This is a genomic window from Bradyrhizobium sp. Ses1, assembly GCF_059512365.1.
Genome location: NZ_JCAMOQ010000042.1, coordinates 1 through 13,149, shown reverse-complemented (window position 1 = coordinate 13,149; position 13,149 = coordinate 1). Strand labels below are relative to the sequence as shown.

The 13,149-nt window shown below is 62.8% G+C and carries 17 protein-coding genes; 7 read left to right on the top strand and 10 right to left on the bottom strand.

Annotation, left to right across the window (positions count from 1 at the left end; translation table 11 throughout):
* Positions 1 to 44: 44 nt before the first annotated feature.
* On the top strand, positions 45 to 254 hold the full coding sequence (locus AC5ZG5_RS33495) for a hypothetical protein (protein WP_456645291.1): 210 nt from the start codon (positions 45 to 47) through the stop codon (positions 252 to 254).
* A gap of 240 nt (positions 255 to 494) precedes the next feature.
* Here the strand turns inward: AC5ZG5_RS33495 and AC5ZG5_RS33490 are convergent, their stop codons facing one another.
* The 3 genes from AC5ZG5_RS33490 to AC5ZG5_RS33480 form a co-directional block, all read right to left on the bottom strand.
* Positions 495 to 809 carry a hypothetical protein gene (locus AC5ZG5_RS33490; RefSeq protein WP_456645292.1) on the bottom strand — a complete coding sequence of 105 codons (315 nt, stop codon included), beginning with the start codon at positions 807 to 809 and terminating at the stop codon, positions 495 to 497.
* Between the two features lie 124 nt (positions 810 to 933).
* Positions 934 to 1,200 (bottom strand): hypothetical protein, encoded by a 267-nt coding sequence (locus AC5ZG5_RS33485; RefSeq protein ID WP_456645293.1) that lies wholly within the window; start codon positions 1,198 to 1,200, stop codon positions 934 to 936.
* A gap of 283 nt (positions 1,201 to 1,483) precedes the next feature.
* A complete protein-coding gene (locus AC5ZG5_RS33480; RefSeq protein WP_456645294.1) occupies positions 1,484 to 1,810 on the bottom strand; it encodes a hypothetical protein in 327 nt (108 codons plus the stop codon).
* 103 nt (positions 1,811 to 1,913) lie between these two features.
* Here AC5ZG5_RS33480 and AC5ZG5_RS33475 point away from each other — a divergent pair, with 103 nt between their 5' ends.
* The 3 genes from AC5ZG5_RS33475 to AC5ZG5_RS33465 all read left to right on the top strand — a co-directional run bounded on the left by AC5ZG5_RS33475 (position 1,914) and on the right by AC5ZG5_RS33465 (position 3,822).
* On the top strand, positions 1,914 to 2,312 hold the full coding sequence (locus AC5ZG5_RS33475; protein ID WP_028165133.1) for a metallopeptidase family protein: 399 nt from the start codon (positions 1,914 to 1,916) through the stop codon (positions 2,310 to 2,312).
* A gap of 81 nt (positions 2,313 to 2,393) precedes the next feature.
* Positions 2,394 to 2,999: a 3-isopropylmalate dehydratase small subunit gene (leuD, locus tag AC5ZG5_RS33470; protein ID WP_208829809.1), complete on the top strand. Its 606-nt coding sequence runs from the start codon at positions 2,394 to 2,396 to the stop codon at positions 2,997 to 2,999.
* Between the two features lie 37 nt (positions 3,000 to 3,036).
* A complete protein-coding gene (locus AC5ZG5_RS33465) occupies positions 3,037 to 3,822 on the top strand; it encodes a glycosyltransferase family 32 protein (RefSeq protein ID WP_456645295.1) in 786 nt (261 codons plus the stop codon).
* Positions 3,823 to 3,831: 9 nt separating this feature from the next.
* Here AC5ZG5_RS33465 and AC5ZG5_RS33460 read toward each other — a convergent pair whose 3' ends face one another.
* On the bottom strand, positions 3,832 to 4,710 hold the full coding sequence (locus AC5ZG5_RS33460; protein ID WP_456645296.1) for an HpcH/HpaI aldolase/citrate lyase family protein: 879 nt from the start codon (positions 4,708 to 4,710) through the stop codon (positions 3,832 to 3,834).
* 95 nt (positions 4,711 to 4,805) lie between these two features.
* Here AC5ZG5_RS33460 and AC5ZG5_RS33455 point away from each other — a divergent pair, with 95 nt between their 5' ends.
* On the top strand, positions 4,806 to 5,456 hold the full coding sequence (locus AC5ZG5_RS33455; RefSeq protein WP_456645297.1) for a carbonic anhydrase: 651 nt from the start codon (positions 4,806 to 4,808) through the stop codon (positions 5,454 to 5,456).
* A 44-nt stretch (positions 5,457 to 5,500) separates the two neighbouring features.
* Here AC5ZG5_RS33455 and AC5ZG5_RS33450 read toward each other — a convergent pair whose 3' ends face one another.
* Both AC5ZG5_RS33450 and AC5ZG5_RS33445 read right to left on the bottom strand, forming a co-directional pair.
* Entirely contained in the window at positions 5,501 to 6,052 is a 552-nt protein-coding gene (locus tag AC5ZG5_RS33450) for a TIGR00645 family protein (protein ID WP_130229081.1), read from the bottom strand.
* A gap of 40 nt (positions 6,053 to 6,092) precedes the next feature.
* Positions 6,093 to 7,127, bottom strand: a complete 1,035-nt coding sequence (locus AC5ZG5_RS33445; RefSeq protein ID WP_456645298.1) for an aspartate-semialdehyde dehydrogenase — start codon at positions 7,125 to 7,127, stop codon at positions 6,093 to 6,095.
* Between the two features lie 362 nt (positions 7,128 to 7,489).
* On the opposite strand from AC5ZG5_RS33445, the gene AC5ZG5_RS33440 reads away from it, so the two are divergent.
* Positions 7,490 to 7,885, top strand: coding sequence for a hypothetical protein (locus AC5ZG5_RS33440; protein ID WP_208829815.1), 396 nt, complete (start codon positions 7,490 to 7,492; stop codon positions 7,883 to 7,885).
* Between the two features lie 118 nt (positions 7,886 to 8,003).
* Here AC5ZG5_RS33440 and leuB read toward each other — a convergent pair whose 3' ends face one another.
* Positions 8,004 to 9,116 (bottom strand): 3-isopropylmalate dehydrogenase, encoded by a 1,113-nt coding sequence (gene leuB / locus AC5ZG5_RS33435; RefSeq protein WP_456645299.1) that lies wholly within the window; start codon positions 9,114 to 9,116, stop codon positions 8,004 to 8,006.
* A gap of 139 nt (positions 9,117 to 9,255) precedes the next feature.
* On the opposite strand from leuB, the gene AC5ZG5_RS33430 reads away from it, so the two are divergent.
* The gene (locus tag AC5ZG5_RS33430) at positions 9,256 to 10,446 is read left to right on the top strand and encodes a YbfB/YjiJ family MFS transporter (RefSeq protein ID WP_456645300.1); all 1,191 of its coding nucleotides are present in this window, start codon (positions 9,256 to 9,258) and stop codon (positions 10,444 to 10,446) included.
* Between the two features lie 217 nt (positions 10,447 to 10,663).
* Here the strand turns inward: AC5ZG5_RS33430 and AC5ZG5_RS33425 are convergent, their stop codons facing one another.
* The 3 genes from AC5ZG5_RS33425 to AC5ZG5_RS33415 all read right to left on the bottom strand — a co-directional run bounded on the left by AC5ZG5_RS33425 (position 10,664) and on the right by AC5ZG5_RS33415 (position 12,836).
* On the bottom strand, positions 10,664 to 11,449 hold the full coding sequence (locus AC5ZG5_RS33425; RefSeq protein WP_456645301.1) for a molybdopterin-dependent oxidoreductase: 786 nt from the start codon (positions 11,447 to 11,449) through the stop codon (positions 10,664 to 10,666).
* Between the two features lie 16 nt (positions 11,450 to 11,465).
* Entirely contained in the window at positions 11,466 to 12,098 is a 633-nt protein-coding gene (locus AC5ZG5_RS33420; protein WP_456645302.1) for a cytochrome b/b6 domain-containing protein, read from the bottom strand.
* A 183-nt stretch (positions 12,099 to 12,281) separates the two neighbouring features.
* Complete coding sequence (locus tag AC5ZG5_RS33415) at positions 12,282 to 12,836, bottom strand: fasciclin domain-containing protein (protein ID WP_456645303.1); 555 nt, start codon at positions 12,834 to 12,836, stop codon at positions 12,282 to 12,284.
* Positions 12,837 to 13,149 lie beyond the last annotated feature (313 nt).

The following is a 13,149-nucleotide window of genomic DNA, read 5'->3' as shown; positions in this document are numbered from 1 at the left end:
CAAACTTGCTCCTTGCGAATGCATCGTTTCGCAAGGAGCCAGCCATGGCCGACAAGCGCGAATATGTCGATATGATCAGCGAGGCGACGCGCCAGAGCCGGCGCCGAACCACGCCGCGCGTGATCGATCCAATGCCGCAGGCGAAAGAGACCTCGCGCCTCAGCCACTGGCCGCCGGACCGCTGGGCGCAATGGCGGGTGGAGAATCTGACGCCGTGGAAACTGAAGTCCTGGAAGTTCAGGGACTGGGACTGATGCACCGCACCGATTTGAGAGGTCGATTTCGCGACTGACTTGTCACGCCCGGGCTTGACCCCGGGCGTCCACATCTCCTGCGGTTCGCTGCTACGTGCCCAACGATGATTGCGCCGCGTCAGCGGCGTGTCGTCGCGCATGTTCGGTCGCTCCTGTCACGACGTCAGAGATAACGAAGTGAACGCCCTAATAATACGAAGCGTGCGACGCGGTCGCCCTCTGCTGGGAGGCTTTCCGTCTTCACCACCACGACGGGTCATGCCGGAAGCCGAATGCGTACGGGACCAGCCTGTCGTATGGATATGGTCGGAAGTAGTAAGGCTCCGTGTAAGTGCGAACGTAAGGCTGATAGGGCCTGTAATAGAAGCCCGCATAGGACCGATCAATGTTTCGGTAGTATGGCCTGTAACGGCGCGCGCTGAGATCCGTGGCTTTGCCTGTGTCGGCCGTTTCCGTGACGATCCGCTGCTGCGCTGCTGCCCTCGTCGTCAGCGACGGCGTTGATGCCAATGCCAATACACCTACGACGAGCGCTATATCGATCCAACTTTTCATGACAGGACTCCTTGAAGCAATCGGGCGGGCGATAAGGAAGCCATCATGCCGATTTCGCGGCCAAAATCAAAACAGGCCCGTTGCTAACGGGCCTGTGCGCTCTGCGTTGAATGCCGCGTGCCTGTTAGCGGCGCCAGTGGCGGCGAGGATGCGGTCGGTGCCAACGGTGATGGCGGCGGGGCTGCCAGCGCACTTCGGTCGTCCCCGACATCTGCTTCGGAGCATCCTGAACTGCCGCAGCGGCGCCGGGGCTGTTCAGCGAAAGCGCGTGAGCGCGTTCGCCCGGCACGGCAAGAGCAAACAGTGAACCGGCGGCAACCAGCCCCAGAAGTTTTGTCACTTTCATTTTTTTGTTCTCCCGAACGTCCTCGGATGTCACGTCTGCAACCATCGATTCGAATCGAGTGAGGCTGCCGCGACGCAGGTCGCAAGCAGAAGCGGACGACGTGAATGTGGAGGGAATGAATCTGCGCCGCGGACGTGAACGCAGGACTGCGCGTTTCAGTTCCCTGACAAAGTCAGGAATTCTGGCCGCCCGCGGTATTGGCGATTGGCGATGCGGCTAGAGCATGATCCGGAAAAGTGGAGACCGGTTTTCCGAAAAAGATCATGCTCAAACAAAGAGCTAGAGCGGGATGACGATTCGAAGAAAGTCATCACGCCCCAGCGGGAAGCTAACCGGGACGCCAGTAGCAGTGCATGCGCGGTGTGATCACGGTCCCGCTCGGCCGGTATTCCTGCACATAGTGGGCAGTGCAATCGCGCACGGCGTTCGGGCCCGGATTGTAGCGCGGAATGACATCCGGTTCCCAGTGATCCTGGCGGTAGATCGGAATCCGTCGCAGCGGCCGCCGACGTTGCGCGGAGGTCTCGGAGACGGTGGGCGCAGCCGCCTGCACGGCCCCTCTGGTCGATGGCGCCGTTTGCGCCTGCGCGCCAGCAACCGGCAGCGAGGCTCCCGCCAAAGCCGCCAGTAGCATTCCCATCACGATCCGCCGCATCACGCCCACCCAAAGTCCTGTTCGCGGGCCGTACGGTCTCCGATTGCCGCGACAAGGTCAACAGCGCTGGCGCCCTGTGCGAAACTCGCGCTAAACAGGCGCCATGTGGACCACAGCCAAAGCGCCGTCGCTCGCCGAAATGGAGGTCATGGCGCATGACGTTTTCGAGCGCCTGCCCCAGCGTTTTCGCAGTCTTTGCGAAGGCGTGATTATCCGCGTCGACGATTTCCCGACCGACGAAGTCATGGACGAGATGGGCTGCGAAAGCGAATTCGACCTGCTCGGCCTGTTCCAGGGCATAGGTCTGCCGCACCAGAGCCATGGCGACATCCCGCATTTGCCCAACATGATCTGGCTCTACCGCCGGCCGATCCTCGACTATTGGGCCGAGCACGAGGAGACGCTGGGCCACATCGTCCGCCACGTCCTGGTCCATGAGATCGGCCACCATTTCGGCCTTTCGGACGCCGATATGGAGGCGATCGAGGCTGCCGCAGGCTAGGATTGCGTAAATTGGCCTTTTTTCAGGGGGTTTTTCGGGATAGATAACCCCTCTCCCACCTTGAACCGGGAAGTGCGATCGATGGAAAAATTTACCAAGCTGGAAGGCGTCGCGGCGCCATTGAAGATCATCAATGTCGACACCGACATGATCATCCCCAAGCAGTACCTGAAGACCATCAAGCGCACCGGCCTTGGCAAGGGGCTCTTCTCGGAGCAACGCTACAAGGACGATGGCAGCGAGAATCCCGACTTCGTGCTGAACAAGCCGGCCTATCGCAATGCCAAGGTCCTGGTCGCCGGCGACAATTTCGGCTGCGGCTCGAGCCGCGAGCACGCACCTTGGGCGCTGCTCGATTTCGGCATCCGCTGCGTGATCTCGACCTCGTTCGGCGACATCTTCTACAATAACTGCTTCAAGAACGGCATCCTGCCGATCCGCGTTGCCCAGGAAGACCTCGACAAGCTGTTCGACGACGCTGAGCGCGGCGCCAATGCGACGCTGACGATCGACTTGGCGAACCAGGAAATCCGCGGTCCCGACGGCGGCGCGGTGAAGTTCGAGATCGACCCGTTCCGCAAGCACTGCCTGATCAACGGTCTCGACGATATCGGGCTGACGATGGAGAAGAAGTCGTCGATCGACGACTACGAGGCCAAGGCCAGCCGCGAGCGCGCCTGGGCCTGATCTTTCCGCTCCGGATCATGCTCTAGAGGGACGGCGCATGCGTCCGGACGTCGTTAGCTTCTGGCACGGTCCGCTCGACCGGCTGCGGCTGACCTGCCTGCGTTCGCAGGTCGCCGCCGGCCACAAGGTCACCGTCTACAGTTTCGATCCGCTGCCCGGCCTGCCCGACGGCGTCGGCAATGCGGAGGCCGAGGCAATCCTGCCGCATGCGTTCTCCGAGAAACTGCGCCCGCCGGGGCCGGACGGGAGCTGGCACGGCTGGACCATCCTGCAGTTCAGCGATTTCTTCCGCATGCGGCTGATGACTGAGCGCGCCGGCGTTTGGCTCGATGCCGATGTGCTGCTGCTGAAGCCGATCGAGATTGATCCGGCCAAGCCTTACTTTGCGTGGGAGCGGCCGCGCCAGCTCGGCAACTCCGTGCTTTATCTGCCACCGGACGATCCGATCGTGCGCGCCTTCGAAGGATTGATGAAGCAGGAGGAGCTGACGCCGGAGTGGCTCGCGCTTCGTCATCGCGTCGTCTTCGCGCTGCGACGCCTGCGCGGCGTTTCCGACCGTCTCTCCGATATCCGGATCTCGCTCTACGGCCCGCCGGCGATCACCGCGCTCGCCCGCCGCGCAGGGGAGTTGCAATACGCCCTGCCGAAGCAGTCATTTTACGCCGTGCACGCCGAACCGAAATTGTTCTTCGAACCGCGCGACTTCTCGAAACTGCTCGGCAACCCCGACGTCATCGGCCTGCACATCTCGCCGAAAGGCCGCGGCCGCGAAGCGCCGATCCCAGGCAGTCTCTACGCGTGGGCGGCGGAAAAATTTCGCTAACCCGTCGTCTCAACCCTTCATTGCCGCGATCGCATCAGCGATTGCGATCGTGCGGCGCGCCATCTCGGCGTGGAGTCGCTCCACCATGCGGCCGTCGATCTGGATCGCGCCGCGCGAGGCATTCTCCGGCTTGTCGAACGCAGCGAGGATCTTGCGGGCTTCCGCGACTTCTTCCGCCGGCGGGGTGAAGATCGCGTTACAGGCTTCGATCTGGCCCGGATGGATCAGTGTCTTGCCGTCGAAACCGAGATCGCGCGCTTGTGCGCATTCGGCGGCAAAGCCATCGACATTGGCGAAATCGCTATAGGGACCGTCGAGGATCTCCAATCCGTGCGCGCGCGTCGCCAGGATGCAATGGGTGATCATCGGAATCATGATCGCACGGCCCGGCTGCATCTTGATCCGCGTCTCCCGCGAAATGTCGTTCGGGCCGAACACGAAACCGGCAAGCCGGGTCTCGGAATCCTTTGAGGCCGCGGCGAGTTCCTCGGCATGCAGCACCGCACGCGCGGTCTCGATCATGGCCCAGACCCGGATCGAGGCAGGCGCGTTGATGTCGCTCAGGCGGTCGGCAATCGCATTGAGGTCGTCGACGCTGGAGACCTTGGGAACCAGGATGCCGTCGGGCTGCGCCTTGCCGGCCATGCCGATGTCGTCGACCCACCACGGCGTGTCCAGGCCGTTGATCCGGACCAGCACCTCGCGCTTGCCGAAGCCCTTGGCCGCCACAGCCGCAGCAATCTGGTCCCGCGCCAGGCCCTTGGCGTCCGGCGCCACCGAATCCTCGAGGTCGAGGATGATACCGTCGGCCGGCAGGTTGCGCGCTTTCTCCAGCGCCCGCGCGTTGGATCCGGGCATAAACAACAGGCTGCGGCGCGGACGGGTCATGGTCGTTTCCTTTCGGTCGTTTCCATCCCGCCTATCATTTCGGCCATCGCTCCGAAAGCCTTGTTCCGGTCATCGGCTTGTGGTTAGGCAAGGGCATGGAGCTCTTCCCGAAAAATCTGCTCGACGGCTACCGGGCTTTCGCCACGCAGCGGCTGCCCACGGAACAATCCCGCTACCGCGAATTGTCCGTGCGCGGCCAGTCACCCGAGGTGATGGTGATCGGCTGCTGCGATTCCCGCGTCTCGCCGGAAGTGATCTTCGACGCCGGGCCGGGTGAATTGTTCGTGGTGCGCAACGTCGCCAACCTGGTTCCGGTCTACCAGCCCGACAGCGGCGCTCACGGCGTTTCGGCTGCGCTGGAATATGCCGTCAACGTGCTGAAGGTGAAGCACATCGTCGTGCTTGGCCACGCCCAATGCGGCGGCATCCGCGCCTTTATCGATAAAATCCAGCCGCTGTCGCCCGGCGACTTCATCGGCAAGTGGATGCAGATGTTCATCAAGCCCGGCGAGGTCGTCGAGCAGCGCGAGCATGAGACGATGCAGGATTTCACCATCCGGATCGAGAAAGCCGCGGTGTTCCGCTCGATCGAGAACCTGATGACGTTCCCGTTCGTGCGCGAGCGGGTGCAGAAGGGCGAGACGAACCTGCACGGCGCCTATTTCGGCGTCGCCGAAGGCTCGCTGTTCGTGCTCGACCGGACGACGAAGGAATTCGTGAGTGCGCGTATGGCGGGTAGCGAGTAGCGTAATTCCACTCGCTATTCGCTACTCCCTATTCGCCAATCAACCTAATCCGCCCCGTGGCCGGCGCCCCAGCGGTCCGACAACGCCAGGATCAGGGTCGAGATCACGAACACCAGGTGGATGCCAACCAGCCATCCGAGCTTCTGCGCGTCGAAGATCGCATCAATGTTCAGGAAGGCCTTCAGCACCTGGATCGCCGAGATCGCCACGATCGAGGACAGCAGCTTCTGCTTCAGGCCGCCGAAATCGACCTTGGTCATCCATTCCGGCCAGTCCGGATGGCCGGCGGGATCGATCCGGGACACGAAGTTCTCATAGCCCGAGAACACCACGATCAGGATCAGATTGCCGGTCAGCGACACATCGATCAGACTGAGCACGCCAAGGATGATGTCGGATTCCTTGGCGTAGGGCACGTGCAGGATGAACTCCCACAGCAGTGCAACGAATTTGTAGAGCAGCACGGCGAGGCTGACGACGAGACCGAAATAGAACGGCGCCATCAGCCAGCGACTGTTGAAGATCAGGCTTTCGAAGCCGATCTCAACGCGTTTCAGCCTGGGATCAGGTCGATAGGGAACCGGCTCGTCGGTCATCGATTCCGGCTCCCCGGTCATTCACCATTCGCCGCTATTCTCAGGCCGCCTTCTTCTTGGCGGTGAGCAACTTGCGGTTGATCAGGCATTCGGCGATCTGCACCGCATTCAGCGCGGCGCCCTTGCGCAGATTGTCCGACACGCACCACAGCACGAGCCCGTTCTCCACCGTCGCGTCCTCGCGGATGCGGCTGATATAGGTGGCGTCCTCGCCCGCAGCCTCATAGGGCGTGACGTAGCCGCCGGGCTCCTGCTTGTCGATGACGAGACAGCCCGGCGCATTGCGCAGGATGTTGCGCGCCTCATCCGCCGAGATCGGATTCTCGAACTCGATGTTGACGGCTTCCGAATGGCCGACGAAGACCGGCACGCGCACGCAGGTCGCGGAAAGCTTGATCTTGGGATCAAGAATCTTCTTGGTCTCCGCCATCATCTTCCACTCTTCCTTGGTGTAGCCGTCCTCCATGAACACGTCGATGTGCGGGATGACGTTGAAGGCGATGCGCTTGGGGAATTTCTTGTTGATCAGCTCGTCATTGGTGTAGACGGCCTTGGTCTGTGAGAACAATTCGTCCATCGCGTCCTTGCCGGCGCCCGAGACCGATTGATAGGTCGAGACCACGACGCGCTTGATCGTCGCCTTGTCGTGCAGGGGCTTCAGCGCCACCACGAGCTGCGCGGTCGAGCAGTTCGGATTGGCGATGATGTTCTTCTTGGTGAAGCCCGCCGCCGCGTCCGCATTCACTTCCGGCACGATCAGCGGCACATCCGGATCCATGCGCCAGGCCGAGGAATTGTCGATCACGACCGCGCCGGCGGCACCAATCTTCGGCGACCATTCCTTCGACACCGCCCCGCCCGCCGACATCAGGCAGATGTCGACATCGGAGAAGTCGTAATGCTCGAGCGCTTTGACCTTCAGGGTCCGATCGCCATAGGAGACGTCGACGCCGACGCTGCGGCGCGAGGCCAGCGCGACCACCTCGTCAGCCGGGAATTTGCGCTCGTCCAGAATGCCGAGCATTTCCCGCCCGACATTACCGGTCGCACCCACCACCGCGACTTTGTAACCCATCGTTCATTCTCCGAGGAAAAATGCTCGCCCGCGCAGTCCGGCGGATCAGGAAGCGCAGCGCTTCTATGCGAGAAACGCCGTTAAGACAACGTTAGTCGTAGCGCTTTGCTGGTCCGGCCGCCTCGCGCCGTGACGCTATGTAATCACTTAGGGGCCGGCCGCCATCGGTTGCGGCGCCTTCGATGATGGCGTTATCGCGGCAAGGCACTGGTTTTCATGAAACTTTTGCGCTTCCCGCGGCATTATCGCGCGCGGGTGTGGCGCATTTGACCTAGTTGCGACCGTTGCGCCAAGGCTACAATATGGCCAAATCAGATGGGCGATCTGCCAGCCCGGCGTGCGGGCACAGTGACGAGGATGAAATGACTGCCAAATTTCCTGCTGCGACCAAGCTCGCGGTATTTTTTGCCACCGCCGCGGCCGTGGCCGGTCTCCTCGCCAGCCCTGCCGATGCCCAGAGCAGGCGTCAGGACCAGCTCCGGTATGACCGCGACGGCCGGGTCACTTACGGAGGGCAGGGGCCCAACCGTTCCTACCAGCAGGGACCGCGCACCCGCGTCTTCGTGACCACCCGCTCCTGGCTCGATGCCGGCACCGAGGTGCTGCCGGGCGACCGCAAGTTCCAGGACTACGCCTTCCCGTCGCCGTTCGGGTACCCGGACTTCGCGCGGGAAAACCTCAATCGGCCGATCGACCGCCAGCCGCTCAACCCGCCGTCGGATTTGGGTGGCGAGCCGACCCGGTTCCCGCTGTATTGAGCTGAGGGCATAAGGTGGGCAAAGGCGCATCGCGCCGTGCCCACCATTTTACGCTCCGCTCGTGGCGGTGGGCACGCTTCGCTTTGCCCACCCTTACCAATCCCGGTGCCTGTTGCACCTAAGCGTGCAGCTTCTGCAATTCCTTCAGAATTGCTTCGCCCATCTGCGTGGTCGAGGCTGATGTCGTGCCTTCGGACTTGATGTCTGCGGTACGCAGGCCGCTTGCGAGCACGGCGGCGATTGCGGCATCGAGCTTGTCGGCGAGCGCACCCATGTCGAAGGAGTAGCGCAGCGCCATCCCGAACGAAGCGAGCATCGCGATCGGGTTGGCAAGGCCTTGGCCTGCGATATCCGGCGCCGAGCCGTGCACCGGCTCGTACAGCGCCTTGCGCTTGCCGCTCTTGGCATCGGTCTCGCCGAGCGAAGCCGACGGCAGCATGCCGAGCGAGCCGGTGAGCATCGCCGCGATGTCGGAGAGCATGTCGCCGAACAGATTATCGGTGACGATGACGTCGAACTGCTTCGGCCATTTGACCAGCATCATGCCGCCGGAATCGGCGAGCTGATGCTCCAGCGTCACATCGGGGTATTCGCGCTTGTGCACCTGGGTGACGACCTCGTTCCAGAGCACGCCCGATTTCATGACGTTGCGCTTTTCCATCGAGGTCACCTTGTTGCGGCGCTTCTTGGCAAGGTCGAAGGCGACGCGGGCGATACGCTCGATCTCGTAGGTGTCGTAGACCTGGGTGTCGATGGCGCGCTTCTGGCCGTTTCCGAGATCGGTGATGGTCTTCGGTTCGCCGAAATAGACGCCGCCGGTGAGCTCGCGCACGATCATGATATCGAGCCCTTCGACCGCCTCGCGCTTCAGGCTGGAGGCATCCGCGAGCGCCGGATAGCATACGGCGGGCCGCAGATTGGCGAACAGGCCGAGATCCTTGCGCAGCCGCAGCAGGCCGGCCTCGGGCCGCACCTCATAGGGAACGCTGTCCCATTTCGGCCCGCCGACCGCGCCGAAGATCACGGCATCGGCGGCTTTCGCCTTGGTCATGTCGCCTTCCGAGATCGAGACCTTGTGCGCATCATAGGCAGCGCCGCCGACCAGCCCCTCTTCGGTCTCGAAGGTGGCGATTCCTTCCGCCTTGAGCCAGCCGATCAGGCGCTTCACCTCCGCCATCACTTCGGGGCCGATGCCGTCGCCGGGCAGGAGCAGGAGCTTGTGGGTCGCCATGGGGTTTTCGCCTTGAGATCTAAGGAAATCCGCGCGGAGTGCTAAAGCGCTGTTGCGCGGTTGGCAAGACACCATTCCCGGAGTTGGCCTGTGCAAGCATGGCCAGGCCTGCCACAATGCGGCCCTGCCGGAGTTCTCAGTGAAAGCCCCCGACCTGCCCCCATCTTCCGCGCACCCCGCGCGGCTGATTCTGATCCTGTCGCTGGCGCCGACCGCGGGGCTCGGCATCGGCCGTTTCGCCTATTCGCTGGTGCTGCCTGATATGCGCGAGCAGCTTGCGTGGTCTTATTCGGCGGCGGGCTTCATGAACACCATCAACGCCGCCGGCTATCTGATCGGCGCGCTGCTCGCCGCACGGCTGATCCGGCGCTTCGGGCTGGTGGCGTCGGTACGCTGGGGAACGCTGGCCTGCGTGGTGTCGCTCGCGCTTTGCGCCATCACCGCGAACTACGTGGTGCTGAGCTTTGCGCGGCTGCTCGCCGGCCTTGGCGCTGCTGCCGGCTTCGTCGGCGGCGGCGCGCTTGCGGCGATGATCGCGCAGACGCGGCCCGAACGCGCCAATTTCCTGCTCAGCCTGTTCTATGCCGGACCCGGCAGCGGCATCCTGCTGTCGGGACTGGTGGCGCCGTTCGTGCTGCAATGGTTCGGCCCGGGCTCGTGGTGGATCGTGTGGTGGGCGATGACGCTGCTTGCGGCCATCATGACCATTCCGCTCTGGCTCACATCCTTCCCTTCTGACGCCATGACCAGGCAGGAGTCAGCGGCGAAGTTCGCGATAACGCCGGTTGCGATCTATCTCGGCGGCTATTTCCTGTTCGGTGCCGGCTATATCGCCTACATGACGTTCATGATCGCCTATGTGCGCGACGCCGGCGGCGGCGCACTGGCGCAAAGCGCCTTCTGGAGCCTGATCGGGCTGAGCGCTTTCGTGACGCCGTGGGTGTGGCGAGGCGTGCTCGGGCTCAACCGCGGCGGGCTTGCCACCACGATCATCCTCGGCGTCAACGCGATCGGCGCCGGCCTACCGATTTTCGGACACTCGCCGCTGTTGCTCGCGGTCTCCGCCCTGGTGTTCGGCGTCGCGTTCTTCGCGGTGGTGGGATCGACCACCGCCTTCGTGCGCTTCAACTATCCGCCATCGTCCTGGCCGACCGCGATCGCCGCGCTGACGATCTCGTTCGGGACCGGCCAGACCATCGGGCCGATCGTCGTCGGCGCGATCACCGATGCGGTCGGCAGCCTGTCATTCGCGCTGAACATATCGGCGGCGATGCTCGCGCTCGGCGCCGTCCTCTCGGCGTTCCAAAGGAAGCTGGACGTGACGGCGTAGGCAGGCGCGCTTTCCCGGCGTCGTCATTGCGACGGAGCGAAGCAATCCATGGTGCGGCAAGTGGAGACATGGATTGCTTCGCTCCGCTCGCAATGACGGGTGCTGTCATTCCGGGCAGCGCGAAGCGATGAGCCCGGAATCCATTTCTCCGCTTGCGCCTGCGGTTCGATGGATTCCGGGCTCGCGCTGCGCGCGCCCCGGAATGACAGCGAGAGACTCAGCTTCCGCTAAACGAATTGTAGCCCTGGTCTTCCCAGTAGCCGCCCTTGTAGTCGTTAGTGACTTCCATCGAGATCACATATTTCGGGTTCTTGAAGCCGAGCTTGGTCGGGACCCGGATCTTCATCGGATAGCCGTAGGCGCGCGGCAGGATCTCGTCGGCGAATTTGAAGGTCATCTGGGTCTGCGGATGCAGCGCGGTCGGCATGTCCAGCGGCGAGTTGTAGCCGTCCTTGTCGGCGCACTGGAACCAGACATATTTCGCGCGGGTGTCGGCGCCGACGAGCTTCAAGAAATCGCGCAGCGGCGTGCCGGTCCAACTGCCGATCGCGCTCCAGCCCTCGACGCAGATATGGCGCGTGACCTGCTTGACCTGCGGCAGCTTGTAGAGCTCCTCCAGCGTCCACGGCTTGTTGTTCTCGACCAGGCCGCGCACCTCCAACTTCCAGTCCTTGCCGTCGATGTCGGGCGCTTCGTCGACATCATAGTAGCCGTTGAACGGAAACGGCTTGGTGATGGCGCTTTCCGGAAAGGTCGGCGCCAGCGCGTTCGGATTGAACATCCAGGCCTGCACCGCATCGTTGAACTTCGAAACCTGCGCCAGCATCGTTTCCGCCGAGGAGCTGTCGACGACATCGCAGCCGGTGAGCAGCGTCAGCGCCCCCAAGCTGGCGCCGCCGGTGATGAAACGCCGGCGTGTCAGATCAGGCATCAGTTTCACGGCGTCCTTGACCAGGAGCTTCTTGTCGACGCCGGGGATCAGGAGCTTGCGCGTGCGACCCATGTCTCTCTCCCTGAATTCAGCGGCCGATGATCATGGCGCGCAAGCTTCGCGGCACCAGGACGGCCAGCGCGACGTGAATGACGAGGAAGGCCACGATCAGCGCCATGCAGATGAAATGGACATAGCGCGCGACGTCGTAGCCTCCGAACAGCGCGGTCAGCCACTGCAACTGCACCGGCTTCCAGATCGACAGCCCCGACAGCACAATAACCACACCGACGATGATAATGCCGGCATAGAGCAGCTTCTGCACGTAATTGTACTTGGCGAGATCGTCGTGCGAGAGCTTGAAGGTCAGCGCCGCCTTGGCGTCCGAGATCACGCCGCTAGGGGTAATCGGCAGCAGCTTCCTGCGGAAGCGGCCGGTGACGAAGCCAAGGACAAGATAGACCAGGCCATTGACCATCAACAGCCACATCGCGGCAAAGTGCCAGAGCAGCGCGCCGCCGAGCCAGCCGCCGAGCGTGATGCTGCGGGAGAACGTGAAGTTGAACAGCGGCGAGGCGTTGTAGATCTGCCAGCCCGACATGATCATCAGGATCATCGCGACCGCGTTGATCCAGTGCACGATCCGCACCCAGGCCGGCTGGATCACCTTGCCCGTGCTGGCGGAGGCTGCGTGCTCGTTGCTGACTGCAAGGCTCGACATGGCTGTTTCCCTGCTCGGGGTTCGTTACCGATCTATACGCCCGGATCGGGGCCTTGTTACCGCGACACCTGGTACAAGTGCGATACGCACGTCGCTTCGCGGTCACAAAAAAGCGAGCCGGGTTTCCCCCGGCTCGCTGGTCCTTACGCTGCCTGTCGGGGGATGAAACAGGCGCGTGCGGTGTTACGAGGCAGGCATCAACACGGTGTCGACCACATGGATCACGCCGTTGGACTGGTTGACGTTGGAGGTCGTCACCGTCGACCAGTTGCCCTTGGCGTCGCCGATCCAGACCTTGCCGTCCTGCTTCTTCACCGTCAGTTCCTCGCCCTCCACCGTCGTGAGCTTCTTGCCGTCGGCAAGGCTGGAGGCTTCATACTTCCCGGGCACGACGTGATAGGTCAGGATCTTGGTCAGCGTCGCCTTGTTCTCCGGCTTGACCAGGGTTTCGACGGTGCCGGCCGGCAGTTTGCCGAACGCCATGTTGGTCGGCGCGAACACCGTGAACGGGCCCTTGCCTTCCAACGTGCCAACGAGGCCGGCGGCCTTCACCGCGGCGACGAGGGTGGTGTGGTCCTTGGAATTGACCGCGTTCTGGACGATGTTCCTGGACGGGAACATCGCGGCGCCGCCGACCATCACGGTCTTTTCCTCGGCGCGAACCGGCGCCATCACGCTTGCGGTGAACGTCAGCGCACTGAACGCTGCGGCGGCGAGAAGTGCTGTACGTTTCAACATGGACAATCTCCCGTTTGGCTAACAATGACCGGCGGAGCTGCCGCCGGGGATGAAGGCAACGACGGTGCGGCTATTCGATTGGGCCGTCGTTGGCCGCAGCTACGGGAGGGTTTGGGACGAGGTTTCGCGGGATAATTTATCGTGATGGCTGAAACTATCTGCAAGCGTGGCCGTGGGGTGACGTGCGTAGCCCGGATGGAGCGCAGCGCAATCCGGGGCCACTTGATCGGCGGATGCTGGAGTGCCCCCCAAAAGTGAGACACGGGAAATTAGGGACAGTTCTCTAACGGAGAACGTATGCCCAACAAATCTC

What these genes read in the sequence shown, in the direction of transcription:
- AC5ZG5_RS33450 (WP_130229081.1), bottom strand. Translation starts at nt 6,052, where the DNA reads ATGACCGACGAGCCGGTTCCCTATCGACCTGATCCCAGGCTGAAACGC.
- AC5ZG5_RS33415 (WP_456645303.1), bottom strand. Translation starts at nt 12,836, where the DNA reads ATGTTGAAACGTACAGCACTTCTCGCCGCCGCAGCGTTCAGTGCGCTG.
- AC5ZG5_RS33455 (WP_456645297.1), top strand. Translation starts at nt 4,806, where the DNA reads ATGGAGCTCTTCCCGAAAAATCTGCTCGACGGCTACCGGGCTTTCGCC.
- AC5ZG5_RS33425 (WP_456645301.1), bottom strand. Translation starts at nt 11,449, where the DNA reads ATGGGTCGCACGCGCAAGCTCCTGATCCCCGGCGTCGACAAGAAGCTC.
- AC5ZG5_RS33475 (WP_028165133.1), top strand. Translation starts at nt 1,914, where the DNA reads ATGTGGACCACAGCCAAAGCGCCGTCGCTCGCCGAAATGGAGGTCATG.
- AC5ZG5_RS33485 (WP_456645293.1), bottom strand. Translation starts at nt 1,200, where the DNA reads ATGGTTGCAGACGTGACATCCGAGGACGTTCGGGAGAACAAAAAAATG.
- AC5ZG5_RS33420 (WP_456645302.1), bottom strand. Translation starts at nt 12,098, where the DNA reads ATGTCGAGCCTTGCAGTCAGCAACGAGCACGCAGCCTCCGCCAGCACG.
- AC5ZG5_RS33465 (WP_456645295.1), top strand. Translation starts at nt 3,037, where the DNA reads ATGCGTCCGGACGTCGTTAGCTTCTGGCACGGTCCGCTCGACCGGCTG.
- leuD (WP_208829809.1), top strand. Translation starts at nt 2,394, where the DNA reads ATGGAAAAATTTACCAAGCTGGAAGGCGTCGCGGCGCCATTGAAGATC.
- AC5ZG5_RS33445 (WP_456645298.1), bottom strand. Translation starts at nt 7,127, where the DNA reads ATGGGTTACAAAGTCGCGGTGGTGGGTGCGACCGGTAATGTCGGGCGG.
- AC5ZG5_RS33495 (WP_456645291.1), top strand. Translation starts at nt 45, where the DNA reads ATGGCCGACAAGCGCGAATATGTCGATATGATCAGCGAGGCGACGCGC.
- AC5ZG5_RS33480 (WP_456645294.1), bottom strand. Translation starts at nt 1,810, where the DNA reads ATGCGGCGGATCGTGATGGGAATGCTACTGGCGGCTTTGGCGGGAGCC.
- AC5ZG5_RS33490 (WP_456645292.1), bottom strand. Translation starts at nt 809, where the DNA reads ATGAAAAGTTGGATCGATATAGCGCTCGTCGTAGGTGTATTGGCATTG.
- AC5ZG5_RS33440 (WP_208829815.1), top strand. Translation starts at nt 7,490, where the DNA reads ATGACTGCCAAATTTCCTGCTGCGACCAAGCTCGCGGTATTTTTTGCC.
- leuB (WP_456645299.1), bottom strand. Translation starts at nt 9,116, where the DNA reads ATGGCGACCCACAAGCTCCTGCTCCTGCCCGGCGACGGCATCGGCCCC.
- AC5ZG5_RS33460 (WP_456645296.1), bottom strand. Translation starts at nt 4,710, where the DNA reads ATGACCCGTCCGCGCCGCAGCCTGTTGTTTATGCCCGGATCCAACGCG.